This is a genomic window from Paenibacillus ferrarius (assembly GCF_002027705.1).
Taxonomy (GTDB): Bacteria; Bacillota; Bacilli; order Paenibacillales; family NBRC-103111; genus Paenibacillus_E; species Paenibacillus_E ferrarius.
Genome location: NZ_MBTG01000016.1, coordinates 162,227 through 186,372, shown reverse-complemented (window position 1 = coordinate 186,372; position 24,146 = coordinate 162,227). Strand labels below are relative to the sequence as shown.

General features: G+C 45.7%; 19 protein-coding genes. 16 read left to right on the top strand and 3 right to left on the bottom strand.

The features are described 5' to 3' along the window. Window positions 1-42: 42 nt before the first annotated feature. From BC351_RS19125 to BC351_RS19070, 11 genes are all read left to right on the top strand, one after another. Window positions 43-756 carry a 2OG-Fe(II) oxygenase gene (locus tag BC351_RS19125; protein WP_079414335.1) on the top strand — a complete coding sequence of 238 codons (714 nt, stop codon included), beginning with the start codon at window positions 43-45 and terminating at the stop codon, window positions 754-756. A 108-nt stretch (window positions 757-864) separates the two neighbouring features. Next, the gene (locus BC351_RS19120) at window positions 865-1,230 is read left to right on the top strand and encodes an ArsR/SmtB family transcription factor (protein WP_079414334.1); all 366 of its coding nucleotides are present in this window, start codon (window positions 865-867) and stop codon (window positions 1,228-1,230) included. A 156-nt stretch (window positions 1,231-1,386) separates the two neighbouring features. After that, window positions 1,387-3,582 carry a heavy metal translocating P-type ATPase gene (locus BC351_RS19115; protein WP_079414333.1) on the top strand — a complete coding sequence of 732 codons (2,196 nt, stop codon included), beginning with the start codon at window positions 1,387-1,389 and terminating at the stop codon, window positions 3,580-3,582. Window positions 3,583-3,603: 21 nt separating this feature from the next. Then, window positions 3,604-4,137 carry a GNAT family N-acetyltransferase gene (locus BC351_RS19110; protein ID WP_158082145.1) on the top strand — a complete coding sequence of 178 codons (534 nt, stop codon included), beginning with the start codon at window positions 3,604-3,606 and terminating at the stop codon, window positions 4,135-4,137. A gap of 829 nt (window positions 4,138-4,966) precedes the next feature. Next, window positions 4,967-6,241: a response regulator gene (locus BC351_RS19100; protein WP_158082144.1), complete on the top strand. Its 1,275-nt coding sequence runs from the start codon at window positions 4,967-4,969 to the stop codon at window positions 6,239-6,241. A 14-nt stretch (window positions 6,242-6,255) separates the two neighbouring features. Next, window positions 6,256-7,971, top strand: coding sequence for a sensor histidine kinase (locus BC351_RS19095; RefSeq protein ID WP_079414330.1), 1,716 nt, complete (start codon window positions 6,256-6,258; stop codon window positions 7,969-7,971). Window positions 7,972-8,061: 90 nt separating this feature from the next. Beyond that, window positions 8,062-8,964 carry an ABC transporter permease gene (locus BC351_RS19090; protein WP_173226008.1) on the top strand — a complete coding sequence of 301 codons (903 nt, stop codon included), beginning with the start codon at window positions 8,062-8,064 and terminating at the stop codon, window positions 8,962-8,964. 12 nt (window positions 8,965-8,976) lie between these two features. After that, a complete protein-coding gene (locus tag BC351_RS19085; RefSeq protein WP_244209092.1) occupies window positions 8,977-9,903 on the top strand; it encodes a carbohydrate ABC transporter permease in 927 nt (308 codons plus the stop codon). A gap of 95 nt (window positions 9,904-9,998) precedes the next feature. After that, window positions 9,999-11,519 carry an ABC transporter substrate-binding protein gene (locus BC351_RS19080; RefSeq protein WP_079414328.1) on the top strand — a complete coding sequence of 507 codons (1,521 nt, stop codon included), beginning with the start codon at window positions 9,999-10,001 and terminating at the stop codon, window positions 11,517-11,519. A gap of 92 nt (window positions 11,520-11,611) precedes the next feature. Beyond that, window positions 11,612-14,644 carry a discoidin domain-containing protein gene (locus BC351_RS19075; RefSeq protein ID WP_079414327.1) on the top strand — a complete coding sequence of 1,011 codons (3,033 nt, stop codon included), beginning with the start codon at window positions 11,612-11,614 and terminating at the stop codon, window positions 14,642-14,644. A gap of 40 nt (window positions 14,645-14,684) precedes the next feature. Next, complete coding sequence (locus tag BC351_RS19070; protein ID WP_079414326.1) at window positions 14,685-16,583, top strand: glycosyl hydrolase family 28 protein; 1,899 nt, start codon at window positions 14,685-14,687, stop codon at window positions 16,581-16,583. A gap of 86 nt (window positions 16,584-16,669) precedes the next feature. On the opposite strand, the gene BC351_RS42750 is transcribed toward BC351_RS19070, so the two are convergent. After that, on the bottom strand, window positions 16,670-16,837 hold the full coding sequence (locus BC351_RS42750) for a hypothetical protein (protein ID WP_167388030.1): 168 nt from the start codon (window positions 16,835-16,837) through the stop codon (window positions 16,670-16,672). Window positions 16,838-17,007: 170 nt separating this feature from the next. On the opposite strand from BC351_RS42750, the gene BC351_RS19065 reads away from it, so the two are divergent. Together BC351_RS19065 and BC351_RS19060 are read left to right on the top strand one after the other, a co-directional pair. Then, on the top strand, window positions 17,008-17,820 hold the full coding sequence (locus tag BC351_RS19065) for an alpha/beta fold hydrolase (protein WP_079414325.1): 813 nt from the start codon (window positions 17,008-17,010) through the stop codon (window positions 17,818-17,820). A 37-nt stretch (window positions 17,821-17,857) separates the two neighbouring features. Then, entirely contained in the window at window positions 17,858-18,520 is a 663-nt protein-coding gene (locus tag BC351_RS19060; RefSeq protein WP_158082143.1) for a DUF998 domain-containing protein, read from the top strand. A 461-nt stretch (window positions 18,521-18,981) separates the two neighbouring features. Here BC351_RS19060 and BC351_RS19050 read toward each other — a convergent pair whose 3' ends face one another. Both BC351_RS19050 and BC351_RS19045 read right to left on the bottom strand, forming a co-directional pair. Beyond that, window positions 18,982-19,968, bottom strand: coding sequence for a Gfo/Idh/MocA family protein (locus BC351_RS19050; protein ID WP_079414322.1), 987 nt, complete (start codon window positions 19,966-19,968; stop codon window positions 18,982-18,984). Window positions 19,969-19,987: 19 nt separating this feature from the next. Beyond that, window positions 19,988-20,995 carry a Gfo/Idh/MocA family protein gene (locus tag BC351_RS19045; protein ID WP_079414321.1) on the bottom strand — a complete coding sequence of 336 codons (1,008 nt, stop codon included), beginning with the start codon at window positions 20,993-20,995 and terminating at the stop codon, window positions 19,988-19,990. Window positions 20,996-21,128: 133 nt separating this feature from the next. Here BC351_RS19045 and BC351_RS19040 point away from each other — a divergent pair, with 133 nt between their 5' ends. The 3 genes from BC351_RS19040 (at window position 21,129) to BC351_RS19030 (ending at window position 23,895) form a co-directional block, all read left to right on the top strand. After that, window positions 21,129-22,016 (top strand): helix-turn-helix domain-containing protein, encoded by an 888-nt coding sequence (locus BC351_RS19040; RefSeq protein ID WP_079414320.1) that lies wholly within the window; start codon window positions 21,129-21,131, stop codon window positions 22,014-22,016. 202 nt (window positions 22,017-22,218) lie between these two features. After that, a complete protein-coding gene (locus tag BC351_RS19035; RefSeq protein WP_079414319.1) occupies window positions 22,219-22,668 on the top strand; it encodes a MarR family winged helix-turn-helix transcriptional regulator in 450 nt (149 codons plus the stop codon). Between the two features lie 36 nt (window positions 22,669-22,704). Continuing rightward, window positions 22,705-23,895, top strand: a complete 1,191-nt coding sequence (locus BC351_RS19030; RefSeq protein ID WP_079414318.1) for an MFS transporter — start codon at window positions 22,705-22,707, stop codon at window positions 23,893-23,895. Window positions 23,896-24,146: the final 251 nt, after the last annotated feature.

Below are 24,146 nucleotides of genomic sequence, written 5' to 3'. Positions count from 1 at the left end.
TACTGGAACATGAAGGCATTCTCATCGAAGGAGGCGTTCTTCATGCGTGAAATTCCCGCAAATAGCATTGCTGATATGGATTGGAAGGTCATCCAGCAATCGCTTGATGAGTACGGTTATGCCAAACTGCCCAATCTGTTAAGCGTAACCGAATGTCAGGATATTATCAGCACGTATGCAGACGAAAGTCAGTTTCGAACGACCATTGATATGGCCAGATACCGTTTTGGAGTTGGAGAGTACAAGTATTACAATTCTCCCCTTCCATCTTTGCTGCAGCAGCTGCGCGAGGGATTGTATCCTAATCTTGCTGTAACCGCTAATCGCTGGCTAGAACAATTGGGTCATCGTGCTAGTTATCCGGCAACACTGGAGGAATTCCTGGGACAATGTCATCAAGAAGGACAGAACCGGCCAACTCCCTTGATCCTGAAATATGAGGCAGGGGGATACAACTGTTTGCATCAGGATTTATATGGGAAGGTGTTTTTTCCTTTTCAGGTCGTATTTGCGCTTAATCAAAAAGAAGAGGATTTCACGGGCGGGGAGTTTCTATTGGTGGAGCAGCGGCCGCGGGCGCAGAGTCGTGGGCATGTCATCACCTTGAATCAAGGGGAAGGTCTGATCTTTCCAACCCATCATCGGCCTGCTGCAGGAACGCGCGGCTATTACAAAACGACGCTTAGGCACGGTATAAGCACAGTAACTACAGGTACAAGATATAGTTTGGGTATTATTTTTCATGATGCAAAATAGACGGTTATTTTTTTCCATGGGAGATTCACCGTGAGCCTGTATTCGTAAAAGATACGATTTGTTATAATGTAAGAAGAAACGAAGCAGGAAAGAAGGTGCATCAGAATCATGGAGCGAATAATAGCCGAAGAATGTGAAGAAACATGCGGAGGATCGGAGCAGGGTTGCGAACATATAAAGAACTCACTGATAGATGGCGCAGCTTCTGAAGCAATGGCTCAATTGTTCAAAGCATTAGGGGATCCTACCCGCATCAAAATGATTTACGCGCTTTCGCAAAAAGAGTTATGCGTTCACGACTTGTCCTATGTACTGGACATGGGCCAATCGGCCGTTTCCCATCAACTGCGTTATTTAAGGAATTTACGAATTGTGAAACGGAGAAAAGTTGGAAAGACGGTATACTACTCACTTGAAGATGAGCATGTAGAGCAGGTTTTTTTGCAAACGTACAAGCATATTTCGCATAAATAAGGAAGCAGGCAAGGTGTCCACAATTGGGCGCTTTTTTCTTTTTTTAGGTGGTTAATGGATTGACTTTCCATCCATGGAATGATTATAATCAGCTTAATACATCATATATGAACATATGCTCATTTATTGTTTTTTATATCGAGGGAGCTGACGACAATGAATCATAAAAGCGAACAAGTAAAGCGCGAATTGTTATTAGAAGGTTTGGATTGTGCAAACTGTGCACAAAAAATTGAGAACGGAGTCAAGCAGCTGCCAGGCTTAACTTCTTGTTCGGTGAATTTTGTTACCAAAACACTCCTTATCGAGACTGAGAAGGGGCAAGAAGAAAGGGTAATCGAAGAGGCCAAAAAAAAGGTGAAATCGTTAGAACCCCATATCCAAGTGAGGGAGAAGGGCAGAAATACGACAAGGGAATCGCAGAAAGAATCCAAGGATGGTCATGCACATCATGCACATCATGATCATGATCATAGTGAGGAAGGCCATACACATGATCATGGAAGCGGAAAGATCAAGACGATGTCCATTCGGATTGGGATTGGAGCCGTAATAACTGGCATTGCAGTATTCGCTCCAGTTTCAGGCATATACGAATTAGGTTTATTTCTCTTGGCCTACCTTATTGTAGGTGGAAATGTGCTCCTGCAGGCAGCTAGGAATATCGTTAGAGGTCAAGTCTTTGATGAAAATTTCCTGATGGCCATTGCCACAATTGGAGCTTTTGGCGTTAAGCAATATCCTGAAGGTGTAGCTGTCATGTTATTTTATCAAATAGGTGAATTGTTCCAAGGCATTGCGGTGAATCGGTCTCGTAAATCCATTAGCTCCTTGATGGACATTCGTCCTGACTATGCGAATCTGAAAACAGGAAATAGCACCAAACGCGTTTCGCCAGAAGAAATTAATATTGGTGATTATATTATTGTCAAACCAGGTGAAAAGGTACCTCTGGATGGTAAAATTGTGGATGGAAATTCCATGGTAGATACTTCAGCCCTGACGGGAGAGTCAGTACCTCGAGAGATGGAAGCTGGTAATGATGTATTAAGCGGATTTATTAACAAAAACGGTGTCTTGACGATAGAAGTTACTAAGAATTTTGGCGAATCAACGGTATCTAAGATTTTGGAATTGGTTCAAAATGCGAGCAATAAAAAAGCGCCAACCGAAAATTTTATTACCAAATTTGCCCGCTATTATACACCGATTGTGGTCATCGTTGCTTTGCTTTTAGCGTTAGTACCGCCGTTGGTTTTAACGGGTGCAACGTTTTCAGACTGGATTTATCGCGCTTTAATATTCTTGGTCATTTCTTGCCCTTGTGCTTTGGTCATCTCTATTCCTTTGGGCTTCTTTGGTGGAATTGGCGCGGCCTCCAAGGCAGGGATACTTGTTAAGGGAAGCAATTATTTGGAAGCTTTAAATGACGTGAAATATGTTGTTTTTGATAAAACAGGGACGTTGACCAAAGGGGCTTTCAAAGTAAGTGCGATAAGACCGGTCGATCCGATAACGGAAAATGAGCTAATCGAGTATGCTGCATTGGCAGAGGCACATTCTACGCATCCAATTGCAGAATCGATTCGTTCAGCCTATGGCAAAGAAATAGAGGAAGAAAGCATTCAAGATTATAATGAAATTTCAGGGCATGGCATTCAAGTTACTGTGAAGGGCAGAGAAGTTCTTGCCGGAAACGTCAAGCTGATGAACAAGGAGAATATTTCATTTCAACAGCCAGAAGAAACAGGTACAATTGTGCATATGGCTATTGATCATAAATACGCCGGTTTTATTGTCATTTCGGATGAAGTGAAAGAAGACTCTGCAGAGGCCATTCAAGCACTGAAGAATCTTGGTATCACGAAGACGGTCATGCTGACAGGGGATGCCAAGGCAGTCGCGGATGATGTTGGGCGTAAACTTGGTCTTGATGAAGTTCATGCGGAGCTGCTGCCGCAAAATAAGGTAGAAGAAATAGAGAAAATAGACAGACAAAAATCTCCCAAAGAAAAAATTATTTTTGTTGGAGATGGAATTAACGATACTCCTGTTCTGGCTCGGGCTGATATTGGAATTGCCATGGGGGGACTAGGATCTGACGCTGCGATCGAAGCAGCAGATATTGTGATTATGACGGACGAACCTTCTAAAATAGCGAGCGCTATTCGTATCGCCCAACGTACTAGACGAATCGTTTGGCAAAATATTATTTTTGCCATGGGTGTTAAAGGGGTCTTTCTTTTGCTGGGTGCTTTCGGAATCGCGACGATGTGGGAAGCTGTTTTTTCTGATGTTGGTGTTACTTTAATAGCTGTTTTAAATGCGGCGCGTGTATTAAATGTGAGATAGGGAATAATGGCGGTGAATTGGATGAAAATAAGAAACGCAGTGCTGGAAGATGTTGATGGAATAGTGAAAGTTCACATTGACAGCTTGAAGACTTCGCACATAGGCATCTTACCTTCAGATTTTCTGGACAATTTAACGCATGAATGGTCATCTCCCCGATTCACAGAAGCTTTAAGTAAACCTCTAAAAGACGCTAGCCTTTATATAGCGGAGAACGAAAACGGAAAGATTGTTGGGTTTATCTGGGGTGGGGCTGAACGAAACGGAGACGACGTTTACCAAGGTGAAATCTATGCGATTTATGTTTTAAATGAATACCAAGGTGCAGGAATCGGTCGACAATTAGTTGAGGCGTTAGTAGAAGATTTACTGCGTCATCATATTCGTTCCATGCTCGTTATGGTATTTGCTGAGAATATTTCTTCCCGTCGTTTTTATGAAGCTATGGGTGGGCGCAAGATACGTGAAGGGACTGTAACTGTTAAAGGTGAAGTATACAAGGATGTTGTATATGGATGGACAAATATTGAGAACATATCCCACAAGTTAAAATAAGGTTGTGATACTTTGCTAACGCCAGTAACACTTCGTGGCAGTCTAGTTTGCTTGGAGCCAATGACCATCGACCATGTGAATGATCTCTGCTCCGCGGCCTCGGAAGATAGAACCGCCTATTCGTATACAAATGTGCCAAATGGACAAGAGGATACTAAACGTTATATAGACGGCGCGCTTATGTCCTTGGAGAAAGGCCGTGCCTTGCCATTTCATCGAAACGGGCCGTATTGTCGGGACGACGCGTTTTCTTGATCTGGAAGTTTTCGCCTGGCCACCTCCATGGCCTCCTGGCAGCACATGCGGGTGATGCTTTTTCGGTGCAGCTCCGCGCGGAATATGTGGGTTCCTAGTTTGTCCCAACGCGCGCTGTGTCGCGGCAGCATGGCGGCTGTCAACGGTTCAGCAGACTGCAAAAGCCTGCGAATATGCAGGAATTTCCGGGCGAATTTGGTTGAAAAGAGGAAATGCCTGCAATTGTGCAGGTATTTTCATCGTTTTCAGCCTCTCATCCGGAAAAAGCCTCAAAAGCCTGCATAAACGCAGGAATTTCATCATTGAGGCTATACCAAGAGCAAAAAGGATGCACAATTGCAGGTTTATCAAAAATCGCCAGAATAAACGAAGCTGTCTTCAAGCAATTTCTGCTTGTGGGATGGCTTCTTTGTTATTCGCGAAGGAGTGTACGAACATCACGATGGACAAAAGGCCGTTTTTGCGAATAACGAATACTAAAGATTATTTATGTTCCAGAGGAGCATCTCCTGCTACACTTATAGTACGTGCGTGAGAAATAACGCAATTACGATGTATGAAGGAGGCGTCAACGGTGAGTCAATTACTGCTTGTTGATGATGAAATCTATGCCATTGAAGGCATTAAATATAATTTGGAGTGGGCCTCTTTGGGGTTTACAGGCGTTTTTGAAGCCTACAATATCGACATGGCCAAACAAATCGTCACAGATCACCAGATTGATATTATGATATGTGACATTGAGATGCCGGGTGGCAATGGACTTCAATTAATGGAATGGGTTAAACAGTATTATCCTTCTATAGTTGTTGTGTTTCTGACGTGCCACTCTGAATTTGATTATGCGAAAAAGGCGCTTCAATTGGGCGTTTTTGATTATATGGTCAAGCCCGTAAACTTCTCGGAACTCGAAGAGATTATCGTCAAGGCGTTGGAAATTCGCAAAAAAGAGCTGGGATTTGAAGAAATCAAAGAGACGTATGAAAGGTTCTACCCGCTATGGGAGGCCAAGAAGCCGCTATTAGTTGAACGGATTTGGCAAGATTATTTGGATGAGCGGATATCCAATGATCCAGTTAAGATGGATGGCGAGCTGCAAGAGGTTGGGTTAACCATTTCGGACAATTTTACCATCCTGCCGATCTTAATCAGTGTGGAAAAGTGGTACAAAGAGTTCAGCTCCAGAGATGAGGAGGTACTTGAGTATGCCATCCGGAACGCGGCAGCGGAGCTGGTGATCGGGCAGGAGAGCGGACTTGCTTTGCAAGATCATTCCGGCATCAATGTGATATTCATTTACTCGGATGGAAGCGAACGCGTCTCCTTGGAAGACTGGCGCTTAAGATGTGAAACCTTTATTCGGGCATGCAGTGAATATTTTTATTGCGATATCTCTTGCTACATAGGCAACTGGGCGTCCATTCAGGATTTATATGGGGTATATCAAGATTTAATCGTGATGGAAAGCAACAATGTGACTCAGTCGAAGATGACATTCATGTACCAGAGGCAAAGCGCCCGTAAAGGAGAAAAAACCATCATTGAAATGGTGAAAAAATATATCTTGGACAATGTGACCTCGGAAATAACCCGGGAAGAAATCGCCGCGTCTGTTCATTTGAATCCAGCGTATTTGTCGCGGTTTTTTAAAAAGGAAACCGGAGAAACACTCACTGATTTCATGACGTTCGAACGGATGAAGATGGCCAAGGATCTTTTAACGCGTACAGACGCTACGATCAGTCAAATTGCCGTTTCTCTTGGCTATACGCATTTTTCTCATTTTTCTAAAATGTTTAAGCGGACCTTTCATCTGACACCACATGAATTGCGGAAATTACATAATTAGGAGCGGGGCAGATAATGAATGACAGAAATTCTCTTATTTTCAAATTTGTAAGCGTTTTTATGATAATTTCCCTTCCTATGCTTTTATTATTGTTTTTCAGCAATAGCTATGCGATGAATTTGGTCCGCGAACAAGTGGCACAAACCAATTCAAGTCTTTTAAGCGGGCAAATGAGCTATATCGACAATAAATTATCAGAAATCAATACCTATATGTTTAGATTGGCGCTTCAAGATCCGGCGGTCATATCGCTGGAATTGCAGCCCCGCGGAAGCGATGAATATTTAATGACGCGAATCGCTGCGGCCAATACGATGGAGAAGGATATTAACTACTATAGCGAATTAGGCGCATTATTCATTTATTCAACCAAAACCAAAGATCTTGTTATGACCAGGGCGAACGGATCTCAGATTCCTCAGAAGGAAGACTTCCTTCAAGAATGGCTGCGTAACGAAGGGCAATCCTTGGATCAAGGGGACGGCTGGAGAACGATTATGGTCGCTAATCTTCCTTGTGTGATTCATGTTGTTAAATCGGGGCAAAGTCTCTACGTAGGGAGTATCATTCCCATTCAAAGCTTAGCTGCTCCTTCCAATAAGGTTCCTTTGGTCGCTGATGAGCAAATTATTTTCTTCTCTGATCAAGCAGAACCGTTAACGGCAACGAATATTTCTCCGGTTTATCTACAGCAGCTTACTAGCAAGATTCTCAAAACAGATAAAGCGTTCCACACGGTTGAAATTCCGGACAAGTATTTATTAGTTACGAATCGCTCTCAGGTTTCGAATATGGTCATGACGGTGCTCCTGCCAGAGAAAAGTGTCTATAAACAGCTCTCTTTGCTGCAAAAGTTAATTTACTTCCTGCCCTTTGTTATTGGCTGCTTTCTGATTATCAATTTAGTTTTGCTTAAAAAAATCGTGCTAAACCCTATCCTTCGTGTGATTCGCGCCATGAGACGCATCCAGGAAGGGGATTTGACTTACAGAATGCCCCCTAGTCATTCCAAGGAATTGGCCTTGCTTTCGGAGACTTTTAATACCATGTCCGCTGAAATTTCATCTTTGAAAATCAACGTCTATGAAGAACATATTAAAACGCAGCAAGCCGAAATTAAACACCTGCAATTGCAAATCAATCCTCATTTTTTACTGAATTCTTTAAATATAGCTTATAACCTAATTGCCACTAAGAAGTCCGAATTAGCGCAGAAAATGATGGTGCATCTGATGCATTATTTCCGCTCCATGATCCGAAGTCCGCAGAAAATGGTCACGATTCGGGAAGAAATGAAGCACATCGACCACTATTTGCAAATTCATAAGATGCGTTTCCCGCTGCATTTTGATTACGCAATTGAAATGGATGAGCATGTCGGCGAGCTGCTGATTCCTTCTTTGATTTTCCAGCCTTTTGTCGAAAATGCCATTATCCATGGCATGGTGATGCAGGAGGAGGGCTTTCGTTTGAAAATTAGCTGTTATGAAGAGCACGCAGATCATAGCCGTGGCTTCTGGATACAGATTGCGGATAATGGCAATGGATTTTCGGAGCAAGCGTTGCGCAAGTTCGTGACAAGCGGCCAGACATCTGAGGAGGCCGGGAATTTGGGCATTCACAATGTGAAACAAAGACTGCAAGCCTATTATGCTAATGAGGCCCGTCTCATGATTGGAAATGGGCTGGAAAAAGGGGCGGTCGTTCGTCTTTTTATGCCCAAGAAGTAACTTAAGTGATAGGTTCGGTATCTTGAGCGCTATCTGATGCAAGCCGCTCCCTCTACAATTAAGAAGAGAAATAGAGTGGAGGGTAGCGGAATGGCAAAGAAATATAGCAGTCTGATTCTAATGACACTGCCTGGCGTCTTGTATTTATTTATCAACAATTACTTGCCTATGCTTGGCACATTCATTGCGTTTAAGAACATTAACTACACCAAAGGAATTTTCCATAGCGACTGGGTGGGCTTCAAAAACTTTGAATTTCTATTCAAATCACAGGATGCCTTCATCATTACCCGCAATACGCTGCTCTACAATGGAACGTTTATCATCGTTAATAATTTAATTATTGCCCTGCTGGTAGCGCTGTTGTTGAACGAGATCAAAAATCGCTTCGCACGCAATTTGTATCAAAGTATCATGCTGCTGCCTTTTTTAATTTCTTTTAGTATCGTGGGCTATATTGTTTTGGCTTTTTTCAGTATCGAACACGGTTTTATCAATAAAGTCATTTTCCCGTTCTTGCATATACAACCGATTGAATGGTATTTGGAGTCCAAATACTGGCCTTACATCCTTGTTATCGTGAATACGTGGAAATATGTCGGTTATTCCAGTTTGATCTATTTTGCCGCTATGATCGGCATTAATCAGGAGTATTATGAGGCTGCCCGTATGGACGGCGCGAATCGCTGGCTGCAGATGACGAAGATCACGCTCCCGCTGATTCGTCCGGTGGTGATCGTTGTGGTGCTGATTCTGATTGGCCGCATCTTTTATGCCGATTTCGGCATGTTCTTCCAGGTCCCTCTCAATACAGGTATTTTGTTCTCGACTACCAATGTAATTGATACTTACGTCTACCGGGCGTTATTGGTAACAGGTGATATCGGCATGTCTTCGGCTGCGGGTTTATACCAATCGACAGTGGGATTCGTGCTCGTCATCATCGCCAATATGCTGGTTAGAAAATGGGATAAAGAGAGCGCTTTATTTTAGAGGGGGATACGTATGGAAGTGAAGATGGTTAATCAAAAGCAATTTCGAACGCATCGGGAAGGATCACCTTGGGCGAGCGGTTTATTGCATGGTTTTTTCTTAGTGATGTGTGTGTTTTGTTTATTTCCGATTGTGCTGGTGCTAATCGCCTCTTTTACGGATGAGAGTATTCTGCGTACGGGCGGCTACACCTATTTTCCGAAAATATGGAGCACAGCCGCTTACCGCTATTTATTTATCGACATTCATCAATTATTGCGAGCTTACGGCGTGACCATTGTCATTACCGTGGGGGGGACTATAACCAGCTTATTCATTTCAAGTTTAGTTGCGTACCCTATGTCCCGGCAGGATTTCCCGTATCGCAAGATACTGTCCTTTTATGTGTTTTTTACGATTTTACTAAATGGTGGTTTGGTCCCTTGGTATTTGGTCTATACCCAAATCATTGATTTGAGAGATACGATCTGGGCACTTATGATCCCGGGGCTGCTTATGAATGGATTTAATGTGCTGATCATGAGAACCTTTTTCTCGAACTCTGTTCCGATTTCGGTCATTGAGTCTGCTCGTATTGACGGGGCTGGGGAATGGCGGATCTTTTTTCAACTCGTACTCCCGCTCTCGGTATCTGTGCTGGCAACGATTGGGATGTTCACCACGCTGGCTTATTGGAACGATTGGTTTAATGGATTGATTTTTATTAGCGATTCCCACTATTTCAGTGTTCAATACTTAATGACCAAAGCTTTATTGAATATTCAGTTCTTGTCCTCACATACGGAAAATGCGAATTCCGCCAAACTAATTTCGGAAATGCCCCAAAATTCCATCATCATGGCAATGGCGGTTATTGGCATAGGTCCTATTCTTATTTCTTATCCTTTTTTCCAGAAGTATTTGGTGAAAGGTCTCACTGTAGGCTCGGTTAAAGGCTAGTACTAGATTTAATGGAGGAGGTGATTCATCTAAGCCACGTAGGGGAAAAAGGCCAGTTGCACGACAAAAAAACATTCGGGGGAGACTTGGTCACAATGAAAAAGGTTATCGTAATGACGACGGCTATTCTCACATTAAGTACCGTAATAGCAGGCTGCAGTCCTTCGGCGACGAAGGAGAATACAGCGAAAAACGCTTCGGAAAGTACGAAGGATAAAGCTTCTTCTTCAAAACTGGATCCGTATAAGCTGACAATCGTTTACGCAACAGGAGCGGTTCCCAAGGACCTTAAAGCTGTGCAAGAGAAGATGAATGCGTATTTAACGGACAAAATTAACGCTACAGTTGAACTCAAGCCGATTGAGTGGGGAACTTGGATCGAGAAGACCAATCTGATGATTGCCACGAATGAGCAAATGGACGTGATGATGACGGCAGGCGGCCTTGGTTATTCGCAAAATGTAGCCAAAGGTGCATTCTTGCCTTTAGATGAGCTCGTTGCCAAATACGGGGCAGATGTAACGAAGGCCTTGCAGCCCCAGTTTCTGGACGGAACAAGGATCGGCGGGAAGATTTACGGACTTCCTACGAACAAAGAATTTGCCAGTGTAGACGGTATTTTATTCAATAAGGCATTAGTCGATAAATATAAATTTGATATCAGCAAGGTGAACAAGCTTGAGGATTTGGAGCCTATGCTGCAAACGATTAAAGACAATGAACCAGGCATCGTTCCTTTCTTTGGGCAAGAGGGGCGCCAGATGAGCAATTTTGCCGTCAGTTCTTCGTCGTTCGATAATCTTGGCGATTATTTGGGCGGCTTGGACCGTTCCAGCAAAGAGTTGAAAGTGGTCGATATTTTTGAATCCAAAGTGTTCATGGACTATGCGAAGCTGGCACGCAAATGGTATCAGGCGAAGTATATGAATCTGGATGCGGCAACGGTCAAAGATTTTGGCGCTATGCAAGCTGGCAAGGCATTCGCTATGTATTCGGAGCTGAAACCTGGCAAAGATGCCGAAATGTCCTCAGCGTGGGGAGTTAAGGTCGTTCAGAAAGAAATGGTGAACACGCCGATTACGTTGAACACAACAGGAATTATGACGGCTATTCCCAGAACTTCGAAAGATCCCAACCGGGCTATGATGTTCCTAAATATGCTTTACGGCGATAAAACGCTGCTTAATCTGTTTGATTTCGGTGTTGAAGGAACCCATTATGTGAAAAAGGATGAGGCAACGATCGATTTCCCTGCCGGAGTTGATGCGGCATCCGTTGGCTATAAAAACGAGCCTTGGATGTGGGGGAATCAAATGCTAACCTATTTATTCCCCAATGAAGATCCGAAGAAATGGGAGAAATTCAAAACATTCAACGAAACAGCCGACAAGTCGCCTGCGCTTGGATTTGCTTGGAATTCCGAAACTTTAACGCAGGAAGTGGCCGCCAGCAACAGCGTGCTCAAGCAATACCAACAGGCGATTATGTCCGGTTCCGTGGACCCTGAAGTCTATGTTCCCAAAATGGTCGCTGCCCTGAAAAGCGCAGGCATAGACAAAATTATTGCAGAGAAACAAAAGCAATTGAATGAATGGAGCGCGACAGCCAAAAAGTAACTACTTGTTTAAGGGGGACCTATTCGATTAGGTTCCCTACTTATCATACCAGACCGCGCTTGAATGCTAATTTGAAAACGGGGGAATTTCATATGTTCATGATGAAGCGATTGCCGTTATTTGTATTGCTGTTTAGTTTGGTTGCCATGCTAGGCTTGCTAGGCGGATTGCATGCGAAAGCCGCAGGTGCAAATCTAGTCCATTCATGGTCTCCTCCATCAGGCACCGCAGCGAATTCAACATTCACGGTTCAGGTGAAACCATCGGATGAGGCAGCATGGATGGATCTCTATGAATACAATGTAAAAGTAGGTCATCAGGATGGTACGAATTTCGATTCATCGTATGTGAATTTTGATTTTTCCGGCTCATTAGACGTAAAAGTAACCTACAATGCGGGAACGATCAGCTCCTATAATATTACGCCATCCTCCTATGGGATTCAGGCTGTCCAGACGGGGAATACACTCTCTTTCTCCGTGGTACAGGATAATCTTTCGCCACGTAAAATCGCCGTGCGTATCAATAACAGCTGGGATACAGGCGTCTTGCATATCCTAACGAATCCGCTTGAAACGAATGCTCCGTCGCAAATGGCGTCCAATGTGTATCTGATCAATCCGGGAGATGCCATCCCCCTGGAGCTGCCAGCCGGCAAAGATACATATTATTTTAAAGCTGGCGAGCACACGCTGCCCAAAGGTTCATGGGCGGAAGTTGATCTTGGCGCTGTCTATGCGATCGACAAGATTGGTCTTGAGCAGGCGCCTTTATACACGAATGGCCCGGAGTATCCGAATAAGTTTATCGTTGAATCCAAAGTCAATGCGGGGGACGCTTACACGACGGCCTATGACGGGACAAGCAACAGCTTGCTGGGAGCTATTACCAAGAGCTTTCCAGCCAAAAATGCGAGATATGTGAGGCTGCGGCTGCTCGGAAGCAATGTGACTTCGGGGTATTTATTTAGCAGTACTGTGACCGAATTCAAGGTTATGCAAGCTGGCGGCACAACGAATCTGGCTTTAAACCGTGGGATAGCCGGAGCTTTCCCCAGCTACACGCAATTATTCGATGGCAATTCGCTGACCCAATTTGGCACAAACAAAGGATACGGCAACTGGCACCCAGGAGAGTCGTTCTATATTTCCAGGAATAATACGACGGTCTATCTGCAGCCAGGTGCAGTTGTACATGGTTCTATTTCATCTGATGGCGTCAGCAATGTGACCATTAAAGGCCGTGGCATCCTCGATGGAAGCCTGCTGCAGCATGCGAACCCAAGCCCTGGGGAAGGACGAACAGGCGCTATTTGGCTGAATAATGGAAGCGACAATACGATCGAAGGAATTACGATTCAAGACGCCTGCATGTGGACGGTCGTGATGAATTTCTCAACAAGGCCTACAGTTAGAAACGTCAATATTATCACTTACGTGGCGAATGCAGATGGCATTCATTTCTCCGGCAGCACGAACGGGCTGGTGACGGGTTCATTCGTAAGAACACCAGACGATAATATTGTCATGTACCACTATGGTCCAACCTCATTGAACACCGTTCAGAATAGTGTTCTGTGGGGAGATGACGCGCATACCCTGCTCATCGGTTTGGGAACGGAGCCTAATGCCAATATTACGGATTTAACATTTCAAAATCTGGATGTCCTTGCTCAACAAGGGGTTGTGGATCTTACGAAATTTAACGGTGTCATGAAGTTATGGCCCAATGGCGGCAATGAAATTAAAAATGTCCTATTCAAAGACATCCGGATAGAAGCCTTCCGAGACCCTGCCAAATCCGTCGTGTTTCAATTCCGCACCGATGAACGGTTTGCTGGAGAAGGCAATGGCCGAATTTCAAACGTCACGCTCGATAACATTGCCTATAAGGGAAGCGGAGAATTGACATCGTTATTGTCCGGCGCGAGCAGCAGCAATGATGTCAAAGATATTTATATCAACAACTATACAAGAAATGGCATCCTTGTTACGGATCAAGCGTCAGGTAACATCACGAGCGCGGGGAGTGTATCGAATGTTAACTATTCGTATACAGCCAATTTCAATAGCGATGTGGCAGGAAGCGCCCCAGCAGGCTGGACGAGCAGTCCGGGAGTAACGGTTCAGCCTGATCCGAGCGCGAGCGACCAAAGCGTCCGTATGAGCAAGACGACAAGCGCCGCCATAAGCAGTTCCAAATCCTTGCCTTCAACATCCGGTATCGTGACTGTGCAAGCGAAAATGAAAATTGTCGACAAAACCAACTGGAAATCGTTAGCTGTCATGAACGCTTCCGGGACGGAGCTGATGCAGGTTGGTTTTGACTCGGCAGGCAACATGTACAGCAATAATGGTTCGGTCTGGACTGCTTTTATGCCGTACAGTACAAATCAATGGTATGACGTCAAAGTAGAATTAAACACGGCAACAGATCAATACAATCTCTTTATTGATGGCGTTCTTAAAGCGTCGAACCAGTCCTTTGAAGTATCGACTGCCAATATTGGCGCTGTCATGTTTACTTCGGGTGAAGCTGCCGCAGGAACGTATTATTTTGACCAAGTGAAGGTATCTTTCCTGCATACGATTATCGATAGCGATTTCAACTCGGATACGATCGGAAACGCGCCAATCGGGTGGACCAGCACATCGGGAGTCACTGTCCAGGCAGTACCAAGTATGGCGGATAAAAGCGTGAAAATGTACAAGACGACAAGCAGCATCGTCAATTCGTATAAGTCCATAAACGCTATATCCGGCATCGTGACGGTGCAAGCCAGAATGAACATAGCCAACAAAACCAACTGGAAATCGCTGGCGATATACAACTCCGCAGGCACTGAACTTACCCAAGTTGGCTTCGATAGCGGCGGAAATGTATACAGCAACAATGGGAACGTCTGGACAGCGTTGATGCCTTACAACATCAATCAATGGTACGATGTGAAGCTCATTATCAATACGAGTACGGACACTTTTGATTTGTACGTCGATAATGTACTAATCAATGCGAACAAATCGCTGGAGTCCGCAACCAATGATATAGGCAGAGTTGGTTTTGTGTCGTCCGAATCTCCTGTAGGCGGGATCTTTTATTTTGACAATGTAATCATTGCTAATTAGCCATAAGCTGCAATCATATTCAAGTTTCACAGGAGGAATAATGCTCAATATTGTTCATACATGGTCCCCACCGGCAGGAATTGCGATGAATCCTACCTTCACGGTTCAGATTAAGCCAGCGAATGAGACGGAGTGGATCGATTTATTCGTCTACAATGTTAGTTTAGGTCATCAAGATGGAACGAAGTTTGATTCTTCCATGGTGATTTTCGACTTCTCCGGCACGATAGATGTTAAAGTCGCCTATCACGGGGGGCGGGTTAATTGTTATGATATCAGGCCCAATTCCTATGGCATTGATGCTGCGCAGGTGGGGAATACCCTTACCTTTTCTACCACACAAAACGATGATTCTCCACGTAAAATCGTCATTCGCATCAACGACAGCTGGAATACGGAAGACCTTCATATCCTAACGAATCCCTTGGAAACGGATGTTCCTTCGGAACATGCTCCCCATGTTCACCTCATTCATCCAGGGGATGCGATTCCTTTGCAATTGCCTGAGGGGAAAGATACGTATTACTTTAAACCTGGACGGCATACCTTGCCTCAAGGTTCTTGGCTAGAGGTTGATCTTGGTGCCGAGTATGTGATTGATCGATTTGATCTCAGGCAGACGATATTGCAAATGCAAGGATTAGGCATGGAACCTCTCTCGTACCCGAATAAGTTTGTGGTGGAAACTAAGGCGCAGGCGGGTGATCCTTATACCGCCGCTTATGATGGTACCAATAATACGGATACGGGATATTTGACGAGAGCCTTTGCTCCCAAGAAAGCCAGATATGTGCGGCTCATGCTTCTCGGAAGCAACGTTGCTTCCGGTTGGGTGTTCAGCAATTCAATCGGCGAGTTCAAAGTGTATGAAGCGGGCGGTACTGTGAATTTGGCGCTGAATCGCGCAATCGCGGGAGCAATGCCCAGCTACATCCATGCTGTTGACGGGAATGAGCATACCGGTTATGAGACAAGTTCCAATTATGGGAACTGGCATTCGGGTGAGTCTTTCTTTATTTCCCAAAATGATACGACGGTTTACTTGGCACCTGGTGCCGTTTGCTACGGGTCCATTTCGTCTGACGAAGTGGATCGGGTGACCATAAGGGGCCGCGGCATTCTCGATGGCAGTCAATTGCAGCATGCCAATCCGCATCCGGGCGAAGGCAGGACGGGCGCCATTTGGCTAAGCAGCGGATGTGATAATCTCGTGGAGGGCATTACGATTATAGATCCAACTATGTGGGCAGTGGTGATGAATTTTTCCACAAGACCTGTTGTCAGAAACATTCATATTATTGCTTATGAAGTGAATGCGGATGGCATCCATTTTAGTGGATCGAGCCATGGTCTAATTACGGGTGTATTTATTCGAACGCCTGATGATGATATCGTGATGTATCATTATGGCAAGGCGTCCTTGAATACGGTGCAAAATAGCGTGCTGTGGGGAGATGACGCGCATACGATTCTCATAGGTCTGGGAAGTGTCGCTGATGCCCACATTTCAGATTTGACGTTTCAAAATATCGATGTCCTGAATCAACAAGGAGTGTACATCCTCGATAAGTTCACAGGCGTGCTGAAGTTATGGGCAAATGGGGGAAATCATATTCGAAATATCTTATTTAAGGATATAAGAATAGACGCTTTTAGAGATCCCTATAAAGCTGCCGTGTTTCAATTCCGAACGGATGAACGGTTTCCTGGAGATAGGGATGGGGGAATGATCCAAAACATTACGCTGGATAATGTCACCTATCAGGGTAGCGGGGAGCAGAAGGCTTTATTAAAGGGTGTAAATCAGGCTTCTTATGTGAAGGATGTTTATTTTACAAATTATAAAAGGCAAGACATGCTGGTTACGGATGTTATATCCGGGCATATTGATGTGCAGGATCATGTTTCGAATGTTTATTTCGGGACAAGGCCCTCGTAAGGTTAGGCCGATTGGCAAATGGGATCACAATGATAGCAAACGAAAAGCCTGGTCCAAGTGGGACTAGGCTTTTTGCGCATTGCTTATTAGGATTCTTGATTTTGCGAATTGCTGCTGGAGGATTGATTTTCTTTAAATGCCTCTGCCGCTTCCTCTGCGGAAAACTCCGTATCATCTTGGCCTGGGACAGGCAGTTTGTTCAACTCCGTTGATTGTACTTCCGCTTTGCTTGCTTGATTGTTTTGGTTAGTCATATGCTACCTCCTTCGTTAGAATAACAACAAGGGATAGTGTGCCACCGTATAAAAAAATTATACTAATTGAGGAAAAAAATAGGGAAAGCAGCTGGCTGTGTCGATTTCCCTGTCAGCCGTTCGTCGTCAATATATAAGCAAGAATTGCTACAATCCAAGGAGGCATACACATGTATTCAGCAACTTCTAAAGACGGTACCACAATCATTTATGACAAAGTGGGAAAAGGGCGGGCGCTCATCTTGGTAGGGGGCGCTTTCAGCTACCGGAAATTCCCTGCGATGGTGCAATTGGCTGATAGGTTGGCGGAGCACTTCACGGTGTACAACTATGATCGCCGCGGCCGTGGCGATAGCGGGGACACGAAGCCTTATGACACAGCGCGAGAGATTGAAGATCTGGATGCGATGATTGATGCAGCGGGCGGATCGGCCTATGTCTGGGGGTTGTCTTCCGGGGCGGTCCTTGCTTTGCAGGCATCGGCGAGGGGCTCCAACATTGCGAAGCTGGCTCTGCATGAACCTCCTTTTGTGGTCGATGCGGCAGATCGCAAGCCTCCGGAAGATTTCGTATTGCACGTTAAAGAGCTTATTGCAGGTAATCGCCGAGCGGAAGCCATCAAGTATTTTATGACCAAAGGGATGGGGGCGCCTTCGTTCGTTGTTGGCTTCATGCGCATGATGCCGCGCGTGTGGTCTAACCTCATGGCTGTTGCTCATACGCTCCCCTACGACGCAGCATTATTGGATGGCTTTATGCATGGAAAGCCGCTCCCATCGCAGCTCTGGCGCACCGTTGTGGTGCCAACCCTGGTGCTTGAGGGCACCGAAAGCCCGATTTCACTGCGACGTGGTGCCGCGGCGCTGGCTAATGTGCTGCCCAACGCGCAGCTGTTGAGTAAAAAAGGACTCGGACACACCAAGCAGCTCGATGCCAAACGAATCTCAGCGGAGCTTGTTTTATTTTTTAAGAGTAATCAGTAGTCACTAGTGAACGATGGAAATAGAAAGGAAGATTACTATGCAGAAGATATATGCCAAAAATAGTCGAGCTAGCTTAATTAGGCTGCTCTTGATTGGCGGGGTCGTATCCGCGCCTTTGTTCTATGCGATAGTCGCAGCTCAAGTGTTTACACGCGCGGGGTTTGATATCAGGCGCCACGCCATCAGTACGTTGACTTTAGGTGATTTGGGATGGATTCAAAGCGCGGCTTTTATCTTCAGCGGGCTGCTCGCAGTGGCGGCAGCTGTTGGCATACGCGCCTTGCTGCGAGGCAGGAAGGGCGGAACGTGGGGGCCGATGCTCATTGGCATCTATGGCCTAGGCATGGCAATGGCGGGGATTTTCCGCCCGGACCCCGGTCTTGGTTTTCCCGCAGGAGCCCCTGCGGGTGTGCCAACAACGATGAGCGGGGAAGCGAGCTTGCATTCATTGGCTTTCTTTGCAGCGTTCTTATGCCTAATAGCGGCATGCGTCGTCTTTGCTCGCCGGTTCGCGGCGCAAGGGGAACGTGGCTGGGGAGTCTACTGCATGGCGACAGCTGGCATTTCGCCTCTGCTCATTGTAGTAGGAATGGGTGTGAGCAGTTGGATCGGGGTCATCATGGGGAGCGCTGGAATCGTTGCTTTCGGATGGGTTTCGGCTCTCGCTGTGCGACTGCGCGCTGAAGCTTCTGTTGCGTGAGGCATAGGCCCTTGGCGAATTGTGGGAAGGGTCCTGAACGTCTCCTTCAGCACCGTGTTTATCCAGCATTAGGTCTTCCAGCTCGCAAGGGCGGATGGTCATGGTCACTGCATCTGAATGCCTGCAAAAGTGCAGGCTTTTTCAACGAAACAGGGTGGAAAATGGAAGAAGCCTGCGATTATGCAGGCTTTCGGAGCTTTTTCTTCCTGAAATCAAGAAAAAGCTCCAAAAGGATGCATATTCGCAGGAATTTGCTGATTTGGGTTGTTTCACGGACGAAAGGATGCATATTTGCAGGAATTTCTGTAACAGGATGACTCGAAGAGGCAGGCTGAGGTTCTTTTGACGAACAGTGATCGCAGCTTGGCAAGCCAACATCCAAATCATCATGCAAGTGCATGAATGAATAATATAGGGCTGTCCTCAAGCAAATGTATCTGCTTGGGGACAGCCCTTTTCATCTACAACAGGACAGGCTGGCCTTCTTGGATAGAGCGATATCCAGCCAACGCGACTGCCGCTGAGCGCAAGCCATCTTCGCCGGAGATGGGAACCGCTTCGCCGCTGAGAAGCGCTCGCACGAAGGCTTGGATCATGTAGGCATCCATGTTGTCTCCCCAATAATCCCACTGGCCTTTGCCGGCAGCGCTGCTGTAAAGTTCGTTCTTCTGAGCGAGTCCATCGACAGAAATGACGCCTTTGGTTCCGATGATCTCCATCGTCACATCTCCCCATGTCGGGAACGGTGCGGTTCTTGACCAACTCGTATCCAGTACGCCAAACGCGCCGCTTGCGAATTTCACATGGATCATGCCGGCGTCGTCCACTTCAAGGTTTTCGTGAAATAAAGCCGCCGCGTAAGCATAAACTTCTTTCACCTGAGAGCCAGTGAACCAATTCATTAGATCCATGACATGTACCGTATGGTCCAATAGGGCGCCGCCGCCGGAAAGCTTCGGATCGACGAACCAACCGCCCGGGAAGGTGCCCCGGTTCGTTCCCTTGATCGCAACGATCTCGCCGATTTCCCCGTTTTCGACCGCTTTCTTGGCCTGCACTACGGCTGCCAGATAGCGGCATGGGAAGGCCGTCATCAGTTGGACATTGTTCTCCTGACATGCTGACAGCATGGCCTGCATCTCATCTGTCGTGATGCCGAGCGGTTTTTCGCAGAGTATATGCTTGCCTCGTTTGGCGGCTTCGATCGTGATCTCGGCATGATAAACGTTTTCTGAACAGATGACGACAGCGTCAATATCAGCAGCAAGCAATTCCCGATAATCCTCGTAATAGGACAATGGATACTGGTTTAAGAGAGTATCGACCCGGCTTTTGAGAGGATCAGCAATTCCTACAAGCTCTACCTCAGGCAAAGAATGCAGGGCATGGAAGTAAGAGAAAGCGTGACCATGCGCGAAGCTAATCATACCAACTTTAAGTTTATTCATTGTACGTGCCTCCTCATGGTTATGCGTTTGAGCTAAAAGATTTGCTAAGCGGTAGATGAACGGCTTTGCCCGTTTGCACGCTTTCAATCGCGGCAAGCGCCAATTCCAAGGCTTTGTAGGCATCTCTTGCGGTCACGATAGCTTCCGAACCTGTGAGAATGCTCGTGATGAAGTGCTGCAGCTCCAGCTCATAGGGACTTTGGAAGCCCGGGCTTTCAGGGATAGTCACGAAGGCGCTTGCTTCTGAGGCGGAAGGAGCCTTTTGAATCTTCAGAGAGCTGCTGTTCAAGCTATTGGCGATTACGATGCCTTCGTTTCCGGCAATCTCCGCTTTCGTCTGGAACGGTCCGGGGAACCCCCAGTTCGCTTCGACGTTGGCAACAGCGCCACTTGCGAATTGCAGCGTCACTAGCGCATAATCCAGCTGGTCGTTGCAATGATTTAATCCGTAAACGGTTGTGACTTCGCCAAGCGTCCATCTCAAAAAGTCCAAATCGTGGATCATCAAATCAACAATAACGCCGCCGCTTTTATCAAAATCTTTAAACCATGCTTTGGTATCCCCAGGATGGGACCCAATCCGGCTGGCGTGAGCGACGCAGGCCTTGCCTATTTTACCTTCGTCCAGGGATCGTTTCATATTGACATAATCCGGGAAGAAGCGAACGACATGTCCAACGAACAAGCGAACCCCGTTTTCTTCACAGCAGCGGATCATTTCCTCGGCATCTTCAAGATGGAGGGCAATGGGCTTTTCACAAATGACGTGTTTTCCGGCCTTAGCCGCCTTGAGCGTATATTCTTTATGCAAAAAGCTTGGTACTGCAATGCTGATCACATCAAATTCAGCCTGCTCCAACATCTGCTCGAAGGATAAGTAAGCAGGAGCCCCTGTAATTTCAGACAAATCATGGGCAAGCTGGAGTTGTAGATCACAAACACCTGTCAATTCTACGTCCTTCATCTTGGCATAGATGCTTGCATGGACACGTCCTAATCCACCGCAACCTAATACAGCTACTTTCATCGATACATCTCCTTCATTTGCTATATACCTGCTTATAAAAGAATGATACAGTCGAAATAGACGTTACGTATATGCGGTTATTTATCCGATTTATATCCATATTTACTCTTGAGAAAATAGCGAGGTTGTCACCGTGGAAATATTTCAAGAACCAATCCATTATCAGAACCCTCAGTTGTGTATGAAAGTATGGAAATTTACGCATGTCGAATATGGACAAGAAAACTTTCAGAAGTGGCATTATCATAAAGAGGTTGAGTTCATCCTTGTGCTGGAAGGTGTGCATAGGATGTATACGCCGACGCAGACCTACCAACTGAACCCGGGAGAGGTCGTGGTGATCGGTTCCTCGCAGCTTCACCGAGGTTTTGGACTTCAGGGGCAGCAAGTCACCTATCTCGTGCTTCATGTGGACCTTGAACCTTATTTCGACCCGGCGATGATGCACTATACAAGACATTTCATGGAAGTGCTGAATCCACTGGAAGACTTGAATTATATATTTCGCAAATTCCCGCATGTGCAAAAAGAGGTGGCTTCGATTCTGCTGGGCATTCACGAGGAAGTCATGCAGAAGCAGAAAGGCTATGAAATTGCAGTCAGCATGCACATCAAGCATTTACTGCTAACACTGCTTCGCAATGACGAACAGGAGCTTTTGCTCGCGCACGAGTATGTCGATGCGGATGTTTTTCGCCCGGTTTCCGCTTACATAGAGGAGCATCTTGCCGAGAAAATCAATATGGCGGAAGTGAGCCGGATTGTGGGGATGAGCTATGCGTATTTCTCCAAATATTTTAAGAAAAAGGTGGGCATCTCTTTCACTGATTTCGTCAATCGCAAACGAATCGCCAAAGCGGAAAGAATGCTCGCAATCGGAAACAAAAACGTAACAGATATTGCGGTGGAAGTAGGCATTGAAAACATGGCCCATTTCTATGAATTATTCAAGCGGTTTAGCGGCTGCACACCAAGGCAGTATAAACAGAAGATGCGGTACGGAGAAGCGCGGGAGCTGTAAGGACAAGGGATTGGAGGACTGTTGGGGGAAGAGAACTCGTTAAGCACTCGTTATGGCATAGTAGCCATAAGGGGTGTTTTTGTCTTTTCGTCATTCGAAAGAGATGCAGTGGCTTGCATGCTGCGGTCATTTGACATCACGTGCAACAACACTTATAGTTAAGTTAACTAAACTAAACTTATTTATTTTCAGGGGGAATGACATGCTGGCCGAATATCGAAAAATCGTGAACGAGTTGAATGATGCGTTTAACGAGTTTTATGTGTTATCTAACAAAAATGCGAAAAAGATTGACGAGTATCATTTAACCTTTCAGCAAGAAGTGATGATGCTTTATATTATGCGAAATGAACGGATTACAGCCAATGACATCGCGGCCAAATTCGAAATAACCAAAAGCGCGGTCAGCCAAGTGATATCGAAATTAGAAGCAAGACATTTTATTGTTCGTAAAAGCAATCCAAGCAATCGCCGGGAATTCTACATCATTCTTGGGGAGGAAGGCCATAAATACGCCGAGTTAATAAAAAATTTGGATGAAACGCTAATTAGGAAATACTACTCTCAAATTGATATTGCAGATCTGCAGCACATGACCCAGACGATGAAAAAAATTAACGAGGTCATCATCGAACATAAAGAAAACGAATGAAAGCAGCTTCCATCAGGGAGCTAGGTGAGGAACATCATGAGTATGCTTCGTAACGAAAAAATGTCTTTAGCTTTAGTGTTATTTAATTTATTTATTGCATTTGTAGGAATTGGTTTAGCCGTTCCTGTCATGCCTTCGCTGGCAAGAGAGCTGGATTTAAGCGGGGAGCAAATGGGCTACCTGATTTCTGCTTTTGCATTTGCCCAGCTGCTAGCTTCTCCAATTACCGGCGTGTGGGTAGATACCATTGGCAGGAAGAAAATGATCGTTATGGGGCTGTTCCTTTTTTCTTTCTCAGAAGTTTTATTTGGAATCGGGAATCAAGTATGGGTACTCTTTCTATCGAGAATATTGGGGGGAATTAGCGACGCCTTCATTATGCCGGCCGTTACGGCTTATATAGCAGACCGAACTTCATTGGAGGATAGAGCTAAAGTATTAGGATATCAAGCCGCCGCCATTAGCGGGGGATTCATTATTGGCCCTGGCATCGGTGGCTTTATAGCTGATTTGGGCATACGTGCGCCTTTCTTTTTTGCCGCTGCCTTTGCCTTGGGTGCTGCACTCATTTCGGTGTTTATTCTCAAAGAACCCTTGTCCAAAGAGCAGCTGGAGAATAATAGAAAAAGGAAAAAACAAGTCAGTTTCTTAGCTGAAATTAAGAAGTCGTTCCAGCCTATTTACTTTGTACCGCTCGTGATCGTGTTTGTGCTGGCTTTTGGATTGGCGGCTTATGAAATGATGTTTAGCTTATTTGTGGATCGGAAATTCGGTTTTACCGCCAAACAGATTGCGGTCATTATTACCGTAGGCTCCATTATGGGAGTGGTCGCGCAAATTTTGTTTTTTGGGAAGCTGATCGCAAAATTCGGTGAGAGAAAAATGATTCATGGCACACTGATGACGGCTGCTATTTTTATTTTTGCTTCTGTATTCGTTAGCAGTTATTGGAGTATTCTGGCCGTGACGTGTATTGTCTTTTTTGCTTGTGATTTGCTGCGGCCCTCTGTGACAACACTGCTTTCCAAATTGGCGGGTGAAAACCAAGGATTCGTTGCAGGCATGAATTCTACCTATACAAGTCTAGGCATTATCATCGGGCCGGCTTTGGGCGGCATCTTATTTGATATCAACATTAACTTCCCGTATATAGGTGCCGCGGTAATTCTGTTGGCTGCTTTTACGATGTCTGTTTTGTGGAAAAGTAAGGTGAGGCTTAAGACATGATGGAAGGCTGAGCCGGGGGGAGAAAGGCAGTGTGGCCGGCGAAGGAGGCTGAGCCAGCGGAAAAGGCGGGCTTGCCACGCGAAAGAGGCTGCATGGCGGCGAAAGCAGGCTGAGCCCGCGGAAAAGGCGGGCTCGCCGCGTGAAAGAGGCTGCATGGCGGCGAAAGCAGGCTGAGCCAGCGGAAAAGGCGGGCTTGCCACGCGAAAGTGGCCGCATGGCTGCGAAAGCAGGCTGAGCCCGCGGAAAAGGCG

Coding starts and splice junctions, on each gene's coding strand:
- BC351_RS19085 (WP_244209092.1), top strand. CDS start 8,977: ATGGAAGTGAAGATGGTTAATCAAAAGCAATTTCGAACGCATCGGGAA.
- BC351_RS19095 (WP_079414330.1), top strand. CDS start 6,256: ATGAATGACAGAAATTCTCTTATTTTCAAATTTGTAAGCGTTTTTATG.
- BC351_RS19045 (WP_079414321.1), bottom strand. CDS start 20,995: ATGAAAGTAGCTGTATTAGGTTGCGGTGGATTAGGACGTGTCCATGCA.
- BC351_RS19035 (WP_079414319.1), top strand. CDS start 22,219: ATGCTGGCCGAATATCGAAAAATCGTGAACGAGTTGAATGATGCGTTT.
- BC351_RS19030 (WP_079414318.1), top strand. CDS start 22,705: ATGAGTATGCTTCGTAACGAAAAAATGTCTTTAGCTTTAGTGTTATTT.
- BC351_RS19075 (WP_079414327.1), top strand. CDS start 11,612: ATGTTCATGATGAAGCGATTGCCGTTATTTGTATTGCTGTTTAGTTTG.
- BC351_RS19065 (WP_079414325.1), top strand. CDS start 17,008: ATGTATTCAGCAACTTCTAAAGACGGTACCACAATCATTTATGACAAA.
- BC351_RS19080 (WP_079414328.1), top strand. CDS start 9,999: ATGAAAAAGGTTATCGTAATGACGACGGCTATTCTCACATTAAGTACC.
- BC351_RS19120 (WP_079414334.1), top strand. CDS start 865: ATGGAGCGAATAATAGCCGAAGAATGTGAAGAAACATGCGGAGGATCG.
- BC351_RS19125 (WP_079414335.1), top strand. CDS start 43: ATGCGTGAAATTCCCGCAAATAGCATTGCTGATATGGATTGGAAGGTC.
- BC351_RS19070 (WP_079414326.1), top strand. CDS start 14,685: ATGCTCAATATTGTTCATACATGGTCCCCACCGGCAGGAATTGCGATG.
- BC351_RS19115 (WP_079414333.1), top strand. CDS start 1,387: ATGAATCATAAAAGCGAACAAGTAAAGCGCGAATTGTTATTAGAAGGT.
- BC351_RS19090 (WP_173226008.1), top strand. CDS start 8,062: ATGGCAAAGAAATATAGCAGTCTGATTCTAATGACACTGCCTGGCGTC.
- BC351_RS19110 (WP_158082145.1), top strand. CDS start 3,604: ATGAAAATAAGAAACGCAGTGCTGGAAGATGTTGATGGAATAGTGAAA.
- BC351_RS19050 (WP_079414322.1), bottom strand. CDS start 19,968: ATGAATAAACTTAAAGTTGGTATGATTAGCTTCGCGCATGGTCACGCT.
- BC351_RS19060 (WP_158082143.1), top strand. CDS start 17,858: ATGCAGAAGATATATGCCAAAAATAGTCGAGCTAGCTTAATTAGGCTG.
- BC351_RS42750 (WP_167388030.1), bottom strand. CDS start 16,837: ATGACTAACCAAAACAATCAAGCAAGCAAAGCGGAAGTACAATCAACG.